This window comes from Bacillus sp. FSL K6-6540 (assembly GCF_038007545.1).
This window is the reverse complement of sequence record NZ_JBBOXH010000002.1, coordinates 37577-58753: the sequence shown is the minus strand read 5'-3', so window position 1 is coordinate 58753 and position 21177 is coordinate 37577. Positions and strand designations below refer to the sequence as shown.

The 21177-nt window shown below is 44.3% G+C and carries 16 protein-coding genes, 6 pseudogenes and 1 riboswitch; of the genes and pseudogenes, 13 read left to right on the top strand and 9 right to left on the bottom strand.

Features of this window, described 5'->3' with window-relative positions; all coding sequences use genetic code 11:
• Nucleotides 1-37 precede the first annotated feature (37 nt).
• Nucleotides 38-2051, top strand: a pseudogene (locus tag MHH82_RS32765) (Na+/H+ antiporter).
• A 43-nt stretch (nt 2052-2094) separates the two neighbouring features.
• Here MHH82_RS32765 and yvgO read toward each other — a convergent pair.
• Nucleotides 2095-2579 (bottom strand): annotated as a pseudogene (gene yvgO, locus MHH82_RS32760) (stress response protein YvgO).
• A gap of 222 nt (nt 2580-2801) precedes the next feature.
• Between yvgO and pgoN the strand changes: the two are divergent.
• Nucleotides 2802-3632 (top strand): annotated as a pseudogene (gene pgoN / locus MHH82_RS32755) (glyoxal/methylglyoxal reductase).
• Between the two features lie 30 nt (nt 3633-3662).
• Here the strand turns inward: pgoN and modB are convergent.
• Both modB and modA read right to left on the bottom strand, forming a co-directional pair.
• Nucleotides 3663-4355, bottom strand: a complete 693-nt coding sequence (gene modB / locus MHH82_RS32750) for a molybdate ABC transporter permease subunit (RefSeq protein WP_340970343.1) — start codon at nt 4353-4355, stop codon at nt 3663-3665.
• Nucleotides 4327-5110 (bottom strand): annotated as a pseudogene (modA, locus tag MHH82_RS32745) (molybdate ABC transporter substrate-binding protein). Before modA ends, modB begins: the two are co-directional and overlap by 29 nt.
• Before the next feature lie 110 nt (nt 5111-5220).
• On the opposite strand from modA, the pseudogene MHH82_RS32740 reads away from it, so the two are divergent.
• Nucleotides 5221-6148: pseudogene (locus tag MHH82_RS32740) on the top strand (substrate-binding domain-containing protein).
• Nucleotides 6149-6175: 27 nt separating this feature from the next.
• Here the strand turns inward: MHH82_RS32740 and MHH82_RS32735 are convergent.
• Together MHH82_RS32735 and MHH82_RS32730 are read right to left on the bottom strand one after the other, a co-directional pair.
• Nucleotides 6176-8027 (bottom strand): annotated as a pseudogene (locus MHH82_RS32735) (LTA synthase family protein).
• Between the two features lie 99 nt (nt 8028-8126).
• Nucleotides 8127-8609, bottom strand: a complete 483-nt coding sequence (locus MHH82_RS32730; RefSeq protein ID WP_003228444.1) for a metal-dependent hydrolase — start codon at nt 8607-8609, stop codon at nt 8127-8129.
• 166 nt (nt 8610-8775) lie between these two features.
• Here MHH82_RS32730 and sspJ point away from each other — a divergent pair, with 166 nt between their 5' ends.
• Both sspJ and MHH82_RS32720 read left to right on the top strand, forming a co-directional pair.
• Nucleotides 8776-8916, top strand: coding sequence for a small acid-soluble spore protein SspJ (gene sspJ, locus MHH82_RS32725; protein WP_003221612.1), 141 nt, complete (start codon nt 8776-8778; stop codon nt 8914-8916).
• Nucleotides 8917-9032: 116 nt separating this feature from the next.
• A riboswitch (Lysine riboswitch) is annotated at nt 9033-9212 on the top strand.
• A gap of 103 nt (nt 9213-9315) precedes the next feature.
• Nucleotides 9316-10725 carry an amino acid permease gene (locus tag MHH82_RS32720; RefSeq protein ID WP_029318410.1) on the top strand — a complete coding sequence of 470 codons (1410 nt, stop codon included), beginning with the start codon at nt 9316-9318 and terminating at the stop codon, nt 10723-10725.
• A gap of 203 nt (nt 10726-10928) precedes the next feature.
• Here the strand turns inward: MHH82_RS32720 and MHH82_RS32715 are convergent, their stop codons facing one another.
• Nucleotides 10929-11876, bottom strand: coding sequence for an iron-hydroxamate ABC transporter substrate-binding protein (locus MHH82_RS32715; protein WP_038429613.1), 948 nt, complete (start codon nt 11874-11876; stop codon nt 10929-10931).
• 205 nt (nt 11877-12081) lie between these two features.
• On the opposite strand from MHH82_RS32715, the gene MHH82_RS32710 reads away from it, so the two are divergent.
• From MHH82_RS32710 to MHH82_RS32685, 6 genes are all read left to right on the top strand, one after another.
• Nucleotides 12082-13128, top strand: a complete 1047-nt coding sequence (locus MHH82_RS32710) for a FecCD family ABC transporter permease (protein WP_175291445.1) — start codon at nt 12082-12084, stop codon at nt 13126-13128.
• Nucleotides 13128-14138 (top strand): FecCD family ABC transporter permease, encoded by a 1011-nt coding sequence (locus tag MHH82_RS32705; RefSeq protein ID WP_038829336.1) that lies wholly within the window; start codon nt 13128-13130, stop codon nt 14136-14138. The genes MHH82_RS32710 and MHH82_RS32705 overlap by 1 nt, the downstream gene beginning before the upstream one ends.
• 15 nt (nt 14139-14153) lie before the next feature.
• Nucleotides 14154-14963, top strand: a complete 810-nt coding sequence (locus MHH82_RS32700; protein ID WP_003243882.1) for an ABC transporter ATP-binding protein — start codon at nt 14154-14156, stop codon at nt 14961-14963.
• 170 nt (nt 14964-15133) lie between these two features.
• Complete coding sequence (locus tag MHH82_RS32695; protein WP_021480587.1) at nt 15134-16327, top strand: efflux RND transporter periplasmic adaptor subunit; 1194 nt, start codon at nt 15134-15136, stop codon at nt 16325-16327.
• The gene (locus tag MHH82_RS32690) at nt 16311-17000 is read left to right on the top strand and encodes an ABC transporter ATP-binding protein (RefSeq protein WP_003228456.1); all 690 of its coding nucleotides are present in this window, start codon (nt 16311-16313) and stop codon (nt 16998-17000) included. Before MHH82_RS32695 ends, MHH82_RS32690 begins: the two co-directional genes overlap by 17 nt.
• Nucleotides 16993-18222 (top strand): ABC transporter permease, encoded by a 1230-nt coding sequence (locus MHH82_RS32685; protein WP_003244568.1) that lies wholly within the window; start codon nt 16993-16995, stop codon nt 18220-18222. The genes MHH82_RS32690 and MHH82_RS32685 overlap by 8 nt, the downstream gene beginning before the upstream one ends.
• 33 nt (nt 18223-18255) lie before the next feature.
• On the opposite strand, the gene rsiO is transcribed toward MHH82_RS32685, so the two are convergent.
• The 3 genes from rsiO to MHH82_RS32670 form a co-directional block, all read right to left on the bottom strand.
• Nucleotides 18256-18666 carry an acid stress-sensitive anti sigma factor RsiO gene (rsiO, locus tag MHH82_RS32680; protein ID WP_003243579.1) on the bottom strand — a complete coding sequence of 137 codons (411 nt, stop codon included), beginning with the start codon at nt 18664-18666 and terminating at the stop codon, nt 18256-18258.
• A gap of 60 nt (nt 18667-18726) precedes the next feature.
• A complete protein-coding gene (gene oxdC, locus MHH82_RS32675; RefSeq protein ID WP_038829335.1) occupies nt 18727-19884 on the bottom strand; it encodes an oxalate decarboxylase in 1158 nt (385 codons plus the stop codon).
• Between the two features lie 120 nt (nt 19885-20004).
• The gene (locus MHH82_RS32670; protein ID WP_003244090.1) at nt 20005-20157 is read right to left on the bottom strand and encodes a YvrJ family protein; all 153 of its coding nucleotides are present in this window, start codon (nt 20155-20157) and stop codon (nt 20005-20007) included.
• 201 nt (nt 20158-20358) lie between these two features.
• Between MHH82_RS32670 and sigO the strand changes: the two genes are divergently transcribed.
• Both sigO and rsoA read left to right on the top strand, forming a co-directional pair.
• Entirely contained in the window at nt 20359-20889 is a 531-nt protein-coding gene (sigO, locus tag MHH82_RS32665; protein ID WP_003228469.1) for an RNA polymerase sigma factor SigO, read from the top strand.
• A gap of 3 nt (nt 20890-20892) precedes the next feature.
• Complete coding sequence (gene rsoA / locus MHH82_RS32660) at nt 20893-21132, top strand: sigma-O factor regulator RsoA (RefSeq protein WP_032726841.1); 240 nt, start codon at nt 20893-20895, stop codon at nt 21130-21132.
• Nucleotides 21133-21177: the final 45 nt, after the last annotated feature.

Genomic DNA, 21177 nt, shown 5'->3' with positions numbered 1-21177 from the left:
TCATGCCGACACACAACAGACGAAGGAGGTCATGCATTTGGACATATTTTTAGTTGTGCTCGTATTATTAACGATTATTGCGATTTCTAATATCGTGAACCGGTTTATTCCGTTTATTCCGGTGCCGCTGATTCAAGTGGCTCTTGGGATTCTTGCCGCCTCATTTCCACAGGGTCTTCATTTTGAATTAAATACCGAATTGTTTTTTGTTCTGTTTATCGCGCCTCTGCTATTTAATGATGGAAAGAGGACACCGCGGGCAGAGCTTTGGAATTTAAGGGCTCCGATTTTATTGCTTGCACTCGGCCTTGTATTTGCGACTGTGATTGTAGGCGGCTACACGATTCACTGGATGATTCCTGCTATTCCGCTGGCGGCGGCCTTTGGACTTGCGGCCATTCTTTCACCGACTGATGTCGTCGCTGTCAGCGCATTATCAGGAAGAGTGAAAATGCCAAAAGGGATTCTTCGCCTGCTGGAAGGTGAGGGGCTGATGAATGATGCATCAGGTCTGGTGGCCTTTAAGTTTGCGATTGCGCGGCAGTGACTGGTGCATTTTCATTAGCACAAGCGGCTGTCAGCTTTGTCTTTATTTCTCTCGGAGGCTTGCTGTGCGGAGTTGTCATTTCATTTTTGATTATTCGTTTTCGCCTATTTCTGCGCCGCCTTGGCATGCAGGATGTCACGATGCATATGCTGATTCAAATTCTGACGCCGTTTGTGATTTATTTGGCGGCTGAAGAAATCGGCGTTTCCGGCATTTTAGCTGTTGTGGCTGGCGGTATTACCCATGCGGTTGAACAGGATCGTCTGGAATCAACGATGATCAAGCTGCAAATTGTCTCCTCAAGTACGTGGAACATTATTTTATTTATTTTGAACGGCCTGGTCTTCGTTATTCTCGGCACGCAAATCCCTGATGTTATTTCTGTTATCTTTAACGACACTGCCATCAGCAACATGAAGGTGATCGGCTATATCCTAGTCATCACATTTACGTTAATGCTCCTGAGATTCCTGTGGGTGCTGTTCTTCTGGAACGGCAAATGGTTCTTTAATAAAGATCAGAACATCTATAAACCGGGTCTTCGTTCGACGCTGTTAATTTCGATTTCCGGTGTGCGTGGAGCAGTAACGCTTGCAGGTTCTTTTTCCATTCCGTATTTCCTGGAGGACGGCACGCCGTTTCCGGAAAGAAATCTGATTCTCTTTTTAGCGACCGGCGTCATTTTATGCACGCTTGTCATTGCTACCGTTGTCTTGCCGATTCTGACTGAAAAAGAAGAAGAGGACGAGGAACGAAACAAGAAGCCGCTGACGGCGAGACGCAAATTGATCAAAACAGCCCTTCAAACGATTAAAGAGGACATGAATGAGACAAACAAAACGGCCTCTCTTGCGGTGATAGCTGAATACAATGAGAAAATGAAAAATCTTCGTTTTCAGCAATATACATCGTCTAATCGCATCAAAAAGCACGAGCGTAAAGTCCGTGCCCAAGGGGTTAAGGCAGAGCAAGAGGCGCTGATGAAAATGCTGGAGCGGGGAGACATCCCGGAAGAAACAGCAAATGTCTTTTCGCAAGAACGATTTAACGAGTTGGAAATTTTGTATGCGAACCCGTTTAAAGTCGGATTATCAAAAACAAGGCTCAAGAGGCTGATGTATTGGATTTTCTTCGGTGAACATAAAAAGCCGGAGATGTCGATTTTAAATGAAGCGGGATTGATACGGGCAACAAGAGTGAAAACGGCAAAAGCGCGATAGAATATCTGGAAAAACACAAGACGGAAGAGCATAAAGAAGTGTTTTTATCTGTCATTACATTCTATAAACAGTTAATTTTCAGGCTGGAGCACAGCCATCATGAGCTGAAATCAAGCGCCCATTTTGAAAATCAGAAGCTGGAAGTGAAGCTGAAGGCTGTACAGGCGATCAGAAATGAAATTCAAACACTTTTCGAGGAAAGAGAAATTTCCCGGGACATCTCCCATGAGCTTCGCCAATACATTAATGATGTCGAAGCCGCCATGCTTGAAGGCGGCGAATAAATGCAGCAAAAAAGCTGGCGTTAGAGCGCCAGCTTTTTTTATATTAAGGGCGATGAAATGCGACAGTCCGCCATCCCGGTCGAACCAGCCTCTGAAGGCCCAGTTGATCCAGCCGCCATCGCCTTTGTTTGTAAAGGTTCCGTCTTCAAATACCCAAATGCCATACGTAATGCCGTCGTAAACGGCTGAGCCGTAAAATTGCACACCGTTCAAATGATCTTCATATTCCTGGCTTAAATTAAAGACCATGACGTTATATTTTTGGCCGGACGCGTAGAAGGAAGACTCCATGAGGTTTTTCACAAAGCCATCCCTATTCTGTGCGGATTTGATGGCATCAGCGATCTGGTTGGCAATTCCAAGTACATCCAGGTTGACGTTTAAACCTACATCAGCGGCAGTTGTTCCAGCAGTAGTTGTCTGCGACATCTTCGGAGCAGGATTTTCTTCAGCGGAAGCAAAGGACAAAGGGGCAATTGTCAAAGCGGCACCAAGAGCAAGTGTCATTGGGATACGAATACGTTTCAAGTTGTTTCCTCCTTTGTTTTCATTTGGTTACACTACACGCATACCCTGCTCAATGTATTTGTAATCTCAATATTGTTAAAATAGGAAAAAAATAGTGTTTGAATTTGCATGTGCTGTGAAAAAAGAAGCAAAAAGAGGGTCTTAAGCGTATTATTGGTATCGGCTGAGAGGAATGTGAGATAATATAGACGCTTACATTTCAGTGAAAGGGTGGATGTTCAAGTGCCAACAAGTTTAAAAGATACTGTAAAGTTACATAACGGAGTTGAAATGCCTTGGTTCGGTCTGGGTGTTTTTAAAGTAGAAAATGGTAATGAAGCGACTGAATCAGTGAAAGCGGCAATTAAAAATGGCTATCGCAGTATTGATACAGCAAAGCAATCTACAAAAATGAAGAAGGCGTTGGCATCGGGATTAAAGAATCCGGTGTGGCAAGAGAAGAGCTCTTCATCACATCAAAAGTGTGGAATGAAGATCAAGGCTACGAAACAACGCTTGTCGCCTTTGAAAAAAGCCTGGAAAGATTGACTTGATTACTTAGATTTATATTTAATCCATTGGCCTGGCAAAGATAAATATAAAGATACATGGCGCGCGCTTGAAAAGCTGTACAAAGATGGCAAAATTCGCGCGATCGGCGTCAGCAACTTCCAAGTTCATCATTTAGAAGAGCTGTTGAAAGATGCTGAAATCAAACCGATGGTGAACCAAGTTGAATTTCACCCTCGTTTGACGCAAAAAGAATTAAGAGATTACTGCAAAGCGCAAGGCATTCAGCTGGAAGCGTGGTCTCCGCTCATGCAGGGACAGCTTTTGGATAACGAAGTGCTGACACAGATTGCTGAAAAACACAATAAATCTGTGGCTCAAGTGATTTTGCGCTGGGATCTGCAAGATGAAGTTGTAACCATTCCAAAATCCATTAAAGAACACCGTATCATCGAAAACGCTGATATTTTTGATTTCGAATTGTCTCAAGAAGACATGGACAAAATTGACGCATTAAATAAAGATGAGCGTGTCGGCCCAAATCCTGATGAGCTTCTGTTTTAATCAAAAAACTCCCCGTTATGGGGAGTTTTTTTAGTGCGTTTTTTTCTGTTGAATGAAAAACAGCATCAAAAAGGAAATGACAACAATACAGACGACCCACGCCCAAGCAAGGGTATTGTTGCCGGAATCCAATGCGACATATATCGCCGTCGGCAGTGTTTGCGTAACACCGGGGATGTTTCCTGCAAACATGAGTGTTGCGCCAAATTCTCCGAGCGCCCGTGCAAGGCTGAGGATGCTTCCGGTCAGTAACGAAGGATAGGCAAGCGGGACGGAGATATGGATAAACACTTTCCATCTGCTAGCGCCGTCTACCATTGCCGCACCTTGTATATCGGGATCAATGTCAGCAAATCCGGTTTTGGCTGATTGATACATAAGCGGAAAGGCTACAACAGCCGAGGCGATCACAGCGGCCCACCAGGTGAAAATAACAGGTCGCTGGAAAATCCACTCGATGGCTTGTCCGATGAAGCTGTGCTTTCCGAAAATGACGATCAAAATAAAACCGACAACAGTAGGCGGAAGAACGAGCGGAAGCATAAAACATGTTTCGAGTGCCGTTTTTCCGAAAAATGATGCCCGTGACATCCATGCTCCAGCAAGTGTTCCGAGAATAATGACAACAATTCCGGCAACTGCCGCCACCTGAAAGGAAAGCACAACGGGTGTGAAAAATTCTGAAGTGCTTATGCTACTCGGCAGTAAAGCCATATTTCTCAAATACTTTCATTGCTTCATCAGATTGCAGGTATTCGTAAAATTCCTTCGCTTCCTTACGGTTTTTTGTATCTTTTACGATTCCTAACGGATAGACAATTGGGCTGTGTGTATCTGCTTTTGCCTCGTCAATAATGTTGACCTTTTTCGAGACCAGGGCATCTGTTTTATAAACAATACCTGCGTCTACATTGCCGGTTTCAACATAAGAAAGAACTTGGCGAACGTCTTTTCCATACACAATTTTATCCTTCACTTTGTCCCATAAAGACAGCTTTGTCAGTGATTCTTTCCCATAAGCTCCTGCCGGTACGGATTCCGGAGTGCCAAGGGCGATTTTTTCTGATTCAGCCAGATTGCTGAAGCTTGTCACAGGTGAATCTCCGTTTTTCGGTACGACCAGCACAATTTCATTACCGACTAAATCAGTGCTGTCTTTTTTTGCGATATCTCCATCATCCACCAGCTTTTTAAATTTATCCTCAGCGGCTGAGAAGAACAGATCTGCTCCTGCTCCTTGAGAAATCTGTTTTTGCAAGGCGCCGGATGAGCCATAGTTATCTTGGATGGTAATATTTTGATGCTCTTTTTCATAATTTTTTTGGATTTCCTCAAGTGCATCCTGCGCGCTGGCGGCAACCTGAGATGGTTAACGTTACTTTTTTCTCGCTGTCCGTTGAAGACTGGTTTGAAGAACAGCCTGCCGCAAGGAGAAAAGCAGTTAAGGTCGCGATGAAAATAGAATACTTCTTAAACATGATTGCACCCCTTATCATTAGATATAACTAATTATAACTGATTATGTTTGGTTTATGTGGGTTTTTTTACATTCGGCGAAAAGGTATAATAAAATAGGAGAGTGATGATGATGAATGAAACCTCTTCCTATACGATAGAAGAAGTTGCAGGTCTGCTGAAGGTATCAAAGCTGACCGTTTATGATTTGATTAAAAAAGGCGTCTTGCCGCCTGCTTATCGTGTCGGAAGGCAGATGCGTGTGGATGAAGAAGATTTAAAGCAATATAAAACGAATATGAGAATGTCTCAGCCCATCGCCGCAACAGAAGCGCCGAAACAGGTGCAGGAGGCTGAGCCGGACGGCAGACCGAATGTCATGATCAGCGGACAGGACATTTCGATGGATCTTCTCAGCAAGCATTTGGAGAATGCCATTCAGGAGACGCCGCTCCGTAAATACAAAGGAAGCTTAAACAGCCTGATTGATATGTATCAAGGCAAGTGTGACATTGTCAGCCTCCATTTGTACGATGCTGAAACGGGCCAGTATAACGCTCCTTATGTAAAACGGATTTTGACAGGTGAACCGTTTTGTCTCATCAATGTCGTTCTCCGCAAAGCAGGACTGTATGTGAAAAAAGGGAATCCGAAAAACATTCAAGGCTGGGAAGACTTGAAAAGAGCCGATATCCGGATCATCAACAGGGAAAAGGGTTCTGGCGCAAGGGTGCTCCTTGATGAACAGCTTGGCTTGCTTGGTGTGAATCCAGCTGATGTAGTGGGATATAGCGATATCGTGACTGATCATTACGCCGCCGCTTCACAAGTTTCAAGCGGACAGGCTGACGCGGGAATCGGGCGCAAGACGCGGCACATATGGGTCGTGTTGATTTTATCCCGCTCATCGACGAACAATATGATATCGTTGTTTTGAAAAAACATGAGTACCGCTGAAAGCCGTGAAGGAGATTTTGAATTCTGAGGACTACAAGGCGAATTTGTCTCATTTAAACGGCTATGAAACGAAGCTGACTGGCAAGGTGATGTTGGAAACGTAAAAAATCCCTCTTGATAGAGGGATTTTTTTATTCGGAAAACCTGAGCAGGTCACCATTTAAAATTTTATCAGAGAGAGAAAGTTCTTCGTTTGCTTTCTCCTTGTAATGGAGGCACGCATCCTGATCTTCCAGCACTTTACCTGTTTTTTGGCTATAGCACGTGTTCTTTGTGTATATATAATCGTTCGTAATAAAGGCGCCGTTTCGCAGAACGGCGAATGGGGTGCGGTCGCTGGACAGTAAATCATTGCCGAATTGGATATCGCCTTTTGTCTCAACGCCGAGCAAATGCATCAGCGTCGGCCTGACGTCGACCTGTCCCCCGGCATCAGGGATGGTTTCCGGCTTTTGATCGGTGATTCCCGGGATATGTATGATAAACGGCACCCGCTGGAGCTGAACGTTGTCATACGGTGTGATTTCGTCTTTCCCTAAAAACTCAGCCATTGCCTCGTTATGGGCTTCAGAAATGCCGTAATGATCTCCCATAAATACGATCATCGAATTTTCGTATAAGCCTTCGTCCTTCAGTTTTTTGATAAAATGCTTCAATGCCTCATCCTCATAGCGAACCGTGGTCACATAGCGGTTTAACAGATCACTGCTTGAATCGAATTCATCTATCAGCTGATCCTTTTCATCAATCTCAAACGGAAAATGATTCGTTAACGTGATAAAACTGCTGTAGAACGGTCGCGGCAGGCTTTTCAGCTTTTCGGCGGACTGCTCTAAAAATTCTTTGTCTTTTAAACCCCAGCTTGTCGATGTCCCGGGAGTGACATGAAAATCATCAACATCAAAAAAGCGGTCAATGCCAAATGTATCGTACATGACATCTCTGTTCCAAAATGTTTTATGGTTAGCATGAAAGACGGCTGAATAATAATCGTCTCGCTTCAGCGATTTATACATCGTATGAAATTGATGGTCGCTTTTCGTGAAAAAGACGGCGCCGCTAAGGGAAGGATACAGTGAGTTAGCGACGATAAATTCTGAATCTGATGTTTTGCCTTGTTCTGTTTGCTGATAGAAATGATCAAAGGAATAGCTTTTTTTAATGAGATCATTCATAAATGGGGTAATTTCTTTTCCATTTACTTTTTCATTCAGAACAAAGCTTTGGGTCGATTCAAGTGTTACAAAGATGACATTGCGCCCCTTTGCAAGACCGAATTTGCTATGATCAGGCTTGCTGTAATCAGCCTCTGTGTAGTTTTTAATGGCAGTTATACTGTCTTCATCGGCAAAAGCTTTCGCGCTGATATTAACAGTCTGAGAAATTGTATCGTAAATATGGAACTGAAACAGGCCGATGCTTTTGACTAGCATTTCCCGGTCAAAAGAATGTGCCAAAAGCTTCGGTTGCTGTACTTCTGCAAGTGCCAGTGTGCATAAAAGCATGCCGCAGGAAGCCGCATAGTACCGTTTGATCGTGCGGGGAGCGGCTTTTGTCTGTGGGTGTTTGGTTTTTCTGGCGAACAGCGAGAAAAACCAAATCCACAAACAGGGCGATAAACAGAGGATGGAACAATTCTTTTACACTGCCGCCCATATCGCTCATGTTGCTGGCCTGAAATAAAACCGGAATGGTAATAAAATCGATATAAAAGCCGTAAAAAATCGTATTAGAGATCAAGATAACAGTCAGAACCAAATTGGCAATCAGCAAAAAAGCCCGCCGCTTGTTTCCTTTCAGAAGCAGGCCGATCCCGAATAAAGGAAGAATAAAGCTGAGCGGGTTGACCAGCAGCATTAGCTCCTCCAACAGAGTATCGATTTGCAAATCAAAGCCGAGTTTATATATCACATACGTTTTGATCCACATAAATAAGATCGAAAAACATAAAAACCGCTGATTGTGAAAAAAGGTTCCTTTCATCAATATGACTCCTCACGTTTTCTTGATCATCTGCATTAAATGCTTCTTAAGTAAAACCTACTAAAAACAGCCGGTTCAGACAAGTCTCAGCACTCATGTTTAAAACATGCGCCCATGAAACAGCATATAAAAGTAGTAACATGAAGCAAGGGTCAGGCCGGCTAGCACGAGCTGCTCAGAAAAACTGCCTGTCTTCATATATAATGGAAGCCGAACGCGGATCGTTGAAGGGAATAATAATTTGATTCCGTTCACCGTCCAAGCGTCAAGAATCAAGTGGCTCGCCATTCCGATCATCAGGCCGGCTGATATGTTTTTATCTGGAATGTATGTAGAAGTGATAAAAAACATGATGAGCATAAACAGCAAGCTGTGTGTAAATGTACGATGGCCAAAAACGGAGCTGACCACTTTCGATAAAATAGGAAATTTTCTCCCGATTTTGCTTTGTGTGTGGCAGATATCGGGTATTAATGCTCCAACCGCGCCTGATGCAGCCATAAGCACTGGATCAAATCCATAATAATAAGCCGCTGCCGTACAAGAAGCGATGCCTCCCATGATGTGTGTTTTTCCTGTCATTTGCCGCTTCTCCTTTTATCTTTTGCAAAAAATCTCTGAATTACAAATATATCAAGAGAATGTATGTTTGATCAACAGGACTTTGGACGATAAAAAATATCCCGCATAATTTTTCAGGAAAGAGGTATCTTAAACATGTACCTATTTTTTAAAAGAGGTGATACGAATGGGTTTCTTTAATAAAGATAAAGGAAAACGTTCCGAAAAAGAAAAAAACGTAATCCAAGGAGCTCTTGAAGATGCTGGTTCAGCTCTAAAAGATGATCCGCTTCAAGAAGCTGTGCAAAAAAAGAAAAATAATCGATAACCACATGCGGATAGAGCTTGGCTCTATCCGTATTTTCCATCTGTTCCCTTTGACAGATCATCCTTTCTTTGATAACCTTCTGGGAGTAACTGAATAATTAAATCCTCACTCTTTCTCAGTGAGGTAGAGGTTGCGCGGATGATAAGTCACACATGCCAGGCTGACAGGAGCTGTTAAACATGTGTAAAAGGCATCAGCGCCGAAGTGTGGAGAAAGCCGATCCTTCTCTATGCTGGGACTGTATCTGAATAAGTGCAGGACTGCCGCGTGCTTTTTCGCGGAGGGCTATCCGGAGATCAAGGGTGTGTGTTTCTTTAAGCATGGACTTTTGTTCAGGCTTTTTTTGCGTTTATATGATCTCGGGGTCTGGTCCGTACAAAGAATCATGGAGGTACTGGAATGGAACAGACAAAAAAATGGGGTTTTTGGTTATTAACGGCGTTTGTCGTTGGAAATATGGTTGGATCAGGAATTTTCTCCTTGCCGAGCTCGCTTGCTTCAATTGCGAGTCCGTTTGGAGCTACGTCCGCCTGGCTTTTGACAGGTGCCGGCGTGCTGATGATTGCACTTGTGTTCGGACACTTGTCCATTCGCAAGCCTGAACTGACAGCGGGACCGCAAAGTTATGCAAGAGCGCTGTTTTCTGACCCGAAAAAAGGCAACGCTGCCGGTTTCACAATGGTGTGGGGCTACTGGGTGGCGAGCTGGATCAGTAACGTGGCGATCATCACAAGTCTCGCCGGTTACTTGACTTCGTTCTTCCCGATCTTGGTTGATAAACGTGAGATGTTTTCGATCGGCGGGCAAGAGGTGACACTCGGCCAATTACTGACGTTTGCCGTATGTACGATCTTGTTATGGGGAACGCACGCGATTCTTGTTGCCAGCATTAACGGCGCAAGTAAATTAAACTTTGTCACAACGCTTTCTAAAGTATTAGGTTTTGTCTTCTTTATCGTTGCCGGTTTATTTGTGTTTCAAACGACATTATTCGGTCATTTTTATTTCCCGGTTCAAGGAGAAAACGGCACAAGCATTGGAATTGGCGGCCAGGTTCATAACGCCGCGATTTCTACACTGTGGGCGTTTGTCGGAATTGAATCCGCGGTGATCCTGTCCGGCCGTGCGCGCTCTCAGCGTGATGTGAAACGTGCGACAATTACCGGCTTGCTGATTGCCTTGAGCATATATATTATTGTGACTTTAATTACGATGGGTGTTCTGCCGCATGATAAGCTTGTCGGCTCTGAAAAACCATTTGTTGATGTACTCTATGCGATTGTTGGAAACGCGGGAAGCGTGATTATGGCGCTTTTGGCTATCCTTTGTTTATTTGGAACGATGCTCGGCTGGATTTTGCTTGGCTCTGAGGTGCCATACCAAGCAGCTAAAGCAGGAGATTTCCCGGCATTTTTTGCAAAAACGAATAAAAAGGGAAGTCCGGTCATTGCACTCATTATTACAAACGTCATGTCACAGGTCTTCATTTTCTCGGTTATTTCCCGGACAATAAGTGACGCATTTACATTTTTAACGACAGCGGCTACACTCGCATATTTAATTCCGTATCTGGTATCTGCAATCTACAGCTTGAAGGTAGTCATCAAAGGTGAAACGTATGACCAGCTGAAAGGCTCCCGTGTAAGAGACGGATTGATCGCAATACTGGCGTGTGCATACTCCGTGTTTGTTATCGTAACAGGCACAGCAGATTTAACGACATTTATCCTCGGCATCGGTTTATTCTTTGTCGGCTTAATCGTTTATCCATTTGTGAGTAAAAAGTTCCAGAAAGAAAAACATGCATAATGAAAAGACACCTGATTTGCTCAGGTGTCTTTTTTTATAAAAAACGAATTTCTACTGATCGTTAACATAGTTGACAGGAAAACTGGATTCAAAAAATTAAGGGGCAATCCAATATGCAACTTCCTGTGATTTGGCAAGAAAATATCCGATCAAATTGAACGATCCTTATAAATGAGACAGCCGCGGGCAGGCGGCTCTTTTGTTTATTTAGTCAAGCTTTCGGTAATAAACTTCAGTTGTCCTTCTAATGAAATCGGGTCAGAGAAATAGAAACCGATCGGATCCATCTTGTAGACATGGCCATTTTTAACGGCATTCAGGTTCTTCCAAATGGAGCTTTCAAAAACGCCGCCATCATCACCGCCTGATTGCCATGGCCCCGCGAAAATGTAATCCCCGGCGAAGTCAGGGAGCTTCTCTAATGAAATACTTGTATAACCTGGCCCCTGGTCAATGGCTTTTTCTTTTGTCAGCTTTGTAGCCTGCAGGCCGAGGTCTTTGTAAATGATGCTTCCGCCTCTTCCAAAGTCTTTACCGAATACGTAAATGTCTTTTCCGTTCGTTTGCATAATGGAAATGGTTTTGTCACCGACCGCTTTTTTGATTTTTGTTTTAGCGGCCGCAACTTTTTTATCCCACTTGGCCAGCCATTTTTCAGCTTTATCTTCAGTTCCCGTCATTTTTGCAAATTCTTTCAGCTGTTCGATGTTGTCGAGCTTATCGTATTTTACTGCGACAGTCGGCGCAATTTTTTCAAGCTTTTTAATATCAGCGCCCTGTGTTGTCCAGACGATAATCAGGTCAGGGTTCAAATCAATGACCTTTTCAACCGAAGTGCCGTCTCCGATGTTTTCAACGCCGTCGGTTTTTCCTTTGTAGTAAGGGTTTTTAAATACATTCTCAGGCGCACCGACAACGTTGATGCCGAGTGTTTTGAAGTAGCCGTAATAGCCGTCTGCCATGACAACCACCCGTTTAGGATGCTTCGGGATTTTTACATTTCCGTTTTCAGCCTTGTATGTAAAGGTTTCTGCGCCTTTTGAATCAGAGGCAGAACCTTTGCTTTCTGAGTTATTCCCGCAGGCTGCCAGCGCTGCAATCAATAACAGGGCAAAAAACGCGGCTCCGAGTTTCTTGTATATATGGGTCATATCTCATACCTTCTTTCTAAAAGATAGATGAAAAAGAGAATCATTATCATCTGTGATTATACCACTGCAAGTGCCGGTTGACACGATATTTTTGCAAATGCATTTTCATTTTTGTTCAAAACACTCTATTAAATCAGCTGAAAAAAGTGATATACTGAAACAGCAATTGATAATCATTATCAGTAACAGAAAGGAAGTACGGCAGTTGAGTCAACATAAAAATATACGGACTGCATCAGAAGAAATCCAATGGACGTCAAGGACATATGGCGCGGTCATCGTCCTTATTGCAGGTCTATGCCTGCTTTGCCTTGGCGCATTTTTATCCATATCCCTCGGTGCAGCGGATATTCATTTGCGCACTGTATGGGACGCCATTTTTCATTATCAGCCGACAAAGACATCTCACCAAATTATACATGATCTTCGACTGCCGAGAACGGCGGCTGCCGCGCTTGTAGGCGCATTGTTGGCAGTGTCGGGAGCAATCATGCAGGGGATGACGAGAAACCCTTTGGCAGAGCCTTCGATTATGGGTGTGACTTCAGGCTCTGCGTTTGCGGTTTCGATTGCGTTTGTCTTTTTTCCCGGGCTTTCTGCAATGGGGCTTGTGCTATGGTCCTTTGCGGGAGCGGGGCTGGGGGCATCGACGGTAATGGGCATAGGCATGTTTTCAAGGGGCGGACTTACGCCTGTAAAGCTTGCTCTGGCGGGTACGGCAGTTACTTATTTCTTTACCGGCATTTCAACTGCCATTGCAATCCGCTTTGATGTCGCTCAGGATATCAGCTTTTGGTACGCAGGCGGGGTAGCGGGTGTGAAATGGTCGGGGGTCCAGCTTTTGCTTATTGCAGGGGCTGTCGGTTTAACGCTCGCGTTTTTCATCGCCCGGTCTGTGACAGTGTTAAGTCTCGGTGACGATCTGGCAAAAGGGCTTGGACAATATACATCAGCGGTGAAACTGGTTGGCATGCTTATTGTAGTAATTCTGACCGGAGCTGCGGTTTCCATTGCCGGCACCATTGCATTTATCGGGCTGATCATTCCGCATATTACCCGTTTTTTGGTCGGTGTGGATTATCGGTGGATCATTCCTTGCTCGGCGGTGCTCGGTGCTGTTTTGCTTGTTTTTGCTGACATAGCGGCCAGACTCGTAAATGCGCCCTTTGAGACGCCTGTCGGCGCGCTGACTTCTCTGATCGGCGTTCCCTTTTTCTTTTATTTGGCACGTCGTGAAAGGAGAGGGCTGTAATGAAAACAAAAACAAAAAAACCGCTCGTTGTAATGGCTGTGACCTTTTTGCTCATCGTGCTGGTCTTTTTTATCAGTCTCAATTTGGGCGTTATCAAAATTGCACCGCTTAAAACGCTTCAGGTCTTTTTCGGCCAAGGAACGGCGCGTGATGAACTGGTCTTATTTGAGTTCAGGCTGCCCCGGATCATCCTTTCTTTGCTTGTTGGAGCAGGGATCTCCGTAGCTGGAGCCATTTTGCAAAGCGTGTCTCAAAATGAACTTGCCGAGCCTGGTATTCTCGGAATTAACGCCGGCGGTTCACTTGCTGTAGTGCTTTTTATATACTTTTTTCAAGGGTCAGCTTCAGATCTCAGCTTTTTCGGAACATTTATGCTGCCGTTCAGTGCTTTGGCAGGAGCAATCCTCGCTGCGTTTCTCATTTATATTCTGGCATGGAAAAAAGGCGTGACACCGATTCGGCTGATTTTAGTCGGCATAGGGGTGAATGCCGGATTCAATGCCCTGTTGCTGATTTTTCAGCTTAAGATGGACCCTCATGATTTTATGCAAGCCGCGGTTTGGATATCCGGCTCAATATGGGGGGCGAACTGGAATATGATCTGGGCGATTCTCCCTTGGATTGTGATCTTGCTTCTGTTTACTTTATATAAGGCACGCTATTTGAACATTATGCAGCTCGGAGACCAATTGGCGACCGGGCTGGGCACCGCTGTTGAAAAGGAAAGACGGATTCTTCTTCTGGCAGCGGTCACTCTTGCCGCTTCATGCGTGGCAGCTGCGGGGGGCATTGCGTTTCTCGGATTGATCGCGCCGCATGTGGCTAGAAGGCTGACCGGTCCACGTCACCAGACGCTGATACCGGTCTCCGCCTTCATCGGCTCATTCCTGTTTTTGCTTGCTGATACGCTGGCGAGAAATGTATTGGCACCATCAGAAATTCCGGTCGGACTTGTCATTTCCGTGCTAGGTGCGCCTTACTTTATTTATTTATTGATGAAAGCGAATTAGAGGAGGGGGCCGAATATGAATTCATTATCAACGGAACAGCTTGGAATCGGTTATGGCGACAGGGTGATTGTAGAGGATTTAAATATATCGATTCCTAAAGGGAAAATTACCACCTTAATTGGCCCGAACGGCTGCGGGAAATCAACGATTTTAAAAACAATGTCCAGAATTATGCGTTCACATGCAGGTGCCGTCTATTTAAACGGCAAAGCGATTCATAAAATGTCTACAAAGGACATTGCGAAAGATATGGCGATTCTTCCACAGACACCTGAAGCGCCGAGCGGCCTAACAGTGCACGAATTGGTGTCGTACGGCAGGTTTCCGCATCAATCAGGATTCGGCAGATTAAATGACGAAGACCGCCGGATTATCAAATGGGCGCTTGAAGAAACAGGCATGGCTGAATATGCTGAACGGCCGATTGAGGCATTGTCAGGCGGACAGCGTCAACGCGTGTGGATTGCCATGGCGCTTGCGCAAGGTACGGAACTGCTTCTTCTGGATGAACCTACAACGTATCTTGATCTTGCACATCAGCTTGAAATTCTGCAGCTGCTTGACAGACTCAACAAAGAGCAAGGGCGGACGATTTTAATGGTCATTCATGATCTTAACCATGCAGCTCGTTTTTCTCATTATATGATCGCGCTCAAAAAAGGCACGGTCATCAAGGAAGGAACTGCACTGGAGGTCATGACACCGGACATTTTGAAGCAGGTATTTCAGATTGATGCCGAAATCGTGACTGATCCCCGTACAAATAAACCTGTATGCTTGACCTATGACTTGATTAAAAATGAAAAAGAGCTAGTTACTGTATGAAAAAATCCCGGTTCGAAGCCGGGATTTTTTTTATTCGGCTTTGAAAATACAATTTTTCTATTTGATTCCGTCATTTCAATAAAAGGATTGCAAGTCTTTTTGAATTAATAGATAATATTGGTTAGAATGTTTCGAAAATATTACATAGTTTACAGAAAGAGGAGATCGTTGTGTCCAAGAAGAAAAAATGGCTTATTGGCGGTGCGATATGTGCCGGTGTGCTTGTATTGGCTGGGATCGGCGCTGGCGGTTTTTACTTTTTTACCCACATGAACCAAGTTGCCGTATCATCGGAGCCCTATGCTGAATCGGTCGCGGTATACATGGGAGGAGATTCAGAATCAGGCCAAACGTTTTCTGGAAAGGTTGAACCTGAGAAACAGCAGAAAGTATACATAGATTCAGAAAAAGGCAGCATTAAAAAAACATACGTCAAAGAAGGCGATCAGGTTAAAAAGGGCGATAAGCTTTTTGAGTATGAGGGCGAGGATCATTCTGATGAAGTGGAGCAAGCCAATTTGCAAATTGAAATGACAAATCTGCAAATCAACCGTTTGCAAAAATCAATAACGGAAACGGAAAAGAAGCTGAAAGTTGCAGGAAAAGAAGAGAAAACCCAGCTTCAAGATGAACTTGATCAGGCCAATTTCGATTTGAAAACAAGCCAGCTCGAACTGAAGCAGCATCAAAAAGAACTGGCTGGCCTGACGAAAAACAAAGGTTCCAATGTCATTACAAGCAAGCATGACGGAATCGTTCAAAGCGTCAATCAGGATATCGCTGACGGTGCAACAGGTGACCAGGCAGCAGGCCCGTATATCCAGATTGTTTCGACGGGCAAATATCTGGTCAAAAGCCAAATCAATGAGCTGTTAATGGACACGATCAAAAAAGGCAGCAAAGTCAGGGTCACGCTGAAAACAGGCGGTGAGGGCGAGTGGAAAGGAAAGGTCACCTCGATCGGCAAGCTTCCAGCGGGAGCAGGCGAGGGTGAAGAATCAGAAAGCTTTGCTGATGAAGAAATGAACCCCCAGTCCTCTAACTATCCTTTCACCATTTTATTAGACAGCCATAAAGGTCTTGAAGTCGGCTATCATGTCAACATCGAAGTGATGAGTGATAATGCTGATGCGGATACGATCAAGCTGCCGTCCGACATGGTCATTCAGGATGACGGCGAACCGTATGTGTGGAAAGCTGATGAGAATCACAAAGCGGTTAAGCAGCCTGTTGAAATCGGAGAGACTGATGAAAATGACATGGTGGAAATTAAGAGCGGCCTGACGCCGGAAGATTATGTGATCTATCCTGATCCCGCGGTCAAGGAAGGAAAGCAGGTTACAGTCAATGCTGACACTGAATAATATTTCGAAGTCATACAAGCTGGGAAAAGAAGAAGTTCCAATCTTGAAACATATCAATCTGACTGTTCAGGCGGGGGAGTTTTTAGCTATTATGGGGCCTTCAGGTTCTGGAAAATCAACGTTAATGAATATTATCGGCTGTTTGGACAGGCCAACCTCAGGAACCTATATGCTTGACCAGATCGATATATTGAAAGGGAAAGACGGGGCTTTAGCCGAAATTCGCAATGAATCAATCGGGTTTGTGTTTCAAACTTTCCATTTGCTGCCGCGTCTCACCGCGCTGCAAAATGTCGAGCTGCCGATGATCTACAATAAAGTGAAGAAAAAAGAGAGAAGGCAACGGGCATATGAAGCGCTGGAAAAGGTCGGATTAAAAGACAGGGTCTCCTACAAACCGCCTAAGCTGTCCGGCGGCCAAAAGCAGCGGGTGGCGATAGCGAGGGCCCTTGTCAATCAGCCGAGGTTTATTTTAGCTGATGAACCGACCGGGGCGCTTGATACCAAATCAAGTGAACAAATTTTGTCACTGTTTTCCGAACTGCATCGGGAAGGCAAAACCATTATTATGATAACCCACGACCCGGACGTTGCCAAAAAAGCTGACAGAACCGTTTTTATCAGAGACGGAGAGCTGGTATTAGATGAGAGAGGGGATATCAGCCATGCTTGAACATATTCGCATCTCCTTTCAATCCATTTTTTCTCATAAATTAAGATCGATTCTGACAATGCTCGGCGTGATTATCGGCATAGCGGCAATCATCGCGATTGTTTCAATGCTGAAGGGCCAAAGTGAGCAATTAAAGCAAAGTATGATCGGCATGGGAAACAACGCCATCAATGTTGTCTACCAGCCGTCTGGCGGAGAAGAGGAGAGCGGCGGCCCTCAGGTGTCGTATGCGTCCGCGCCGCCTGTAGCGGAAGAAACAGTAAAGGCGATCAAATCAGATCCGATGGTCAAAGGATTATCCTTATATTACTTGTCAGAAGGCGCGAGCGTTTTTCATTTAACAAACGTTTCGTATCCCCAAGTGTATGGAGTGGACGATGATTACTTCGACATGTTTCCAATCCGAATAACCGAAGGGAGAAAGCTGACGGAAAATGATTTAAACAGCACACACCAAGTGGTGATGATCAATGAAGCTGTCAGAGATGAACTGTTTCCGGACGGAGAAGCTCTGCATAAAAGCATTGAGATGAATGGTGTGCCGTTTAAGGTCGTCGGTGTTTTTAAAGAAAAAAATCAACAGGAAAGCATGTTTGAAGGCGACTACGCGAACCCGGTTTTGTACGTGCCGAAAAAAGTGTGGCCGCTTATTGAAGGGTTTGATGCGCCAACGCAGATTGCCGTGCAGGCTGATTCTTCTGAGCATATCCAAGAAGCGGGTGTAATGGCTGCAGATCTTTTAAATCAGGGACTGTCAGAAGCTGAGCTGGAAAAAGCAGAGTACAGTGTAATGGATCTTCAGGAGATCGCGCAGGAAGTGGAGTCCTTTAATCAGTCATTTGCATTGCTGCTTGGCGGAATCGCCAGTATTTCACTTTTGGTGGGCGGTATCGGCGTCATGAACATTATGCTCGTTTCCGTAACGGAGCGCACGAGGGAAATCGGAATTAAGAAAGCGCTCGGTGCTAAGCGGCGTGTGATTTTATTTCAATTTTTAACCGAGGCTGTTGTGCTGACAAGCATTGGCGGAATACTCGGTGTGCTGGCGGGCTTCGGCATCGCCAAGCTGCTGACGGTCATTTTTCCGATGCCTTTTATCGTCTCCATTCCAGCTGTTGTCGGAGCACTCATCTTTTCAATGGCAGTCGGCATTATCTTCGGCTTGCTTCCGTCTATCAAGGCTTCGAAGCTTCAGCCTGTAGACGCGCTTCGCTATGAATAAAAAGAACGCATCCAATTGGAATGCGTTCTTTTTTTAGCTGGGAAGAGCCGAGTTGCATTTGTCTAAAATCAAAAAAACGGCTGCGACAATCATTTCTTCTGTGGTGGACAGCCAAATGTCGCTGATCAATTGGTCTGTTGTATGAGCAGTCATCCACAAAAACAGCAGCTGTACGATGCCGGCAAGGAGAATGAATAGACGTTTTCCTGTCTTGAAAAATGTAAAGCTATGTATCATCAGCCTTTCAAATGGTTCAAAGCATAATCCGAGAACAAGGAATACCACGGCAAAAAGCAGGACATGAGCTGCTGAGCGGTAGCTCGTTCCCGCTAAAGAAAACAATATATAGATGACAGCAAAATAGGTCAACACCACTGCTGCTGCGGCCAGCAAGTACTTTATGGAGAGCCGCAATAAGCGTTTTGAAGGGTTTTGATGTTTCACTGGTTCAGCTCCTTATGAAGGCTTGCAGAGAACGAGTGCTCTCTGCAAGCCGCAAGTCTTTTATTTACTGCATTTCTTTTTCACTACTGGGTGCTTTTCTTTTGAAAGCACATCAGTAAAGTCTTTGCCCAAGTCAAGGTGCGCTTGAACAAATGTTTCAGGAAGCATGGCAAGCCATTGGTTTAAAGATACATCAGCATAATGGTCGTCTTTGAAGATTTCTAAAAAGACAAGCGGTTCATCCCCGATGTTTTCAACGTAATGACCCATTGCAAATGGTACATACCCGACATCACCGGCTTGGTAATTAAACGTTCTGGCATGGCCGTCAGATGCAAAAACGGTCATTCTAGCTTTACCGGAGATGTAGTATTGCCATTCGTGGGTATTCGGATGCCAGTGCAGTTCTCTCATGGCGCCGGGTTCTACTGTTACGAGCGCTGATGCGATGGTTTTAGACACTTTGAAGTTTGTCGAATCTGCAATGTATACTTTTCCTCCCTCAGATTCGATCGGCTCTTGTTCAAGAAGGCGGTAAGTAAATGGATAAGGCACTTCGCCATTTGGCCCTTCCACAATATCATCTTTTAAACTGCCAGGAAGTTGGTTTTCAAATATATATTTTTCTTTGCCAGGTAAATTGGCAATCTCTTCTTTTGTCACGCCGAAGTTCGCAGCAATAACTTCTTTTGGAGTGTGGGCAAGCCAATCTGTCAGCTGGAACGTGCTGTTTTCAGAGAATGATCCATCGTCAAATACGAGCAGGAACTCAGCTCCCTCCTCCAGCGCTTGGATGGAGTGCGGCAGGCCTGACGGGAAGTACCAAAGGTCTCCTTCACCTACATCGTCAATAAAGCTGCGCCCTTTTTCATCTACAATTGTGACTCTTGCACTTCCGTAAATCATATAAGCCCATTCAGCTTCTTTATGCCAGTGAAGCTCGCGAATGGCACCTGGCTTCAACCGCATATTTACGGATGCAAGGTTTTCTGAAATCGGCAATTCACGTACTGTCACTTCACGGGCATATCCGCCTTTTTCTAATCGGTTATGAGTATCAGAGAACGAAAACTTCATATTGCTGACGGTGCCATGATCAGTTTCAGGCGGAATGAGCATATCAGGGTTTTGCCGGTCTCTTTCAATATTGCGCGGGATTTTTACCGTTGCTCCTTTGTCTCCTCTAATTGGCTGCGGAATGTCATTTTGTTTTTTCATGAAATGTTTCCTCCTTACATTTAAATGTGATAGCAGAAAGAGAAGGTGAAAGGCCTTTCGTTTTCCCTTCTGTTTTGTTAAGTGAAAAAAACCAGTGAAAAGTCAACTTCGATTGAAAAATTATTTTTTTGCATGATCTTTCAGTTCTGTCATTAGTTCTATTAGTTGATCAAACTTCTTTTCGAATCGGGTCAGCAGATACATTGCAATCAGCGCGGGAAACCCCAAATTGCCGATTTGTTTTACGACTTCCTCTATAAAAACCTGATCCATAGGAAAATACCTCCCTTCTTTTTCTGCAGTCATGTATGTAAGTGAAGGAAATCCGATAAAACGTAAACTGCTGCAAAGTATTTTGCAAAACACTAGTCGGAAAGTAGTAGTTTACTTTTTTTTGCTTTCCTTCATTTAATTTAGTAGGGAGGCGGTTTGATGGACTATCAAAGTCTTTTACGGTCAAAATGTAAGGAGATAATGAAGCATCCCATCGTGAAGCATTTTTTGAGCAATCCTCAGCATTACCGTTTGTTCAAAAACGTAATGGAAAGCCCTAACGAAAAAGATGCAAAATCATTGGACGAGCTATTTAAGCAGTTTTATAAAGAAATCCGCATCGTCAAGTATATGAATTCAATGATTCGCATCTTTTCTATTGATTTTGATAAGCGGGTTCGCAAAAATCAAAAACGGTATCCGCTGACGGTTGATCATCCGGAGGCAGGAGATCGGCTTCCTTCCGAAACAGGAAGCGATGCATTTGAAGAATTTTTAGACAGACAGGATGATTTGAGCCAGCATGTTCAGGATTATCAGCTCTACCAAGCGATTCAGAATCTGACTGACAAACAAAAAAGTGTGCTGACGAAAGTGTATCTTCACGGTGCCACGATGCAGGAGATTGCAGATTCATTAGGGGAGTCCCGACAAAACATCTCCAACATTCATAAAAAGGGGCTGGAGAATATTAGAAAGCAGCTAGCGGCGCAAAAAAAGGGGGAAAAGTAAGCTGTGAACGGCCAGTTTGAACAAAAAAAGAAACAAAAAGACGAGACTTATGACATTGAGGACCTGATTGCATGCTTTTCACCGATGATCAGAAAAAAGCTCAGCAATACGTCCTATCAAGAAAGAGAAGATTTAGAGCAAGAGCTGAAGATCAAAATGTTTGAAAAGGCTGATATGCTTTTATGTCAGGATGTACCGGGGTTTTGGGAGTTTATTTTGTACATGGTAGATGAGAACTCATAATATTTTCATATGAAAAAACATCAAAAGGGAGCGCTTGTTTGCTCC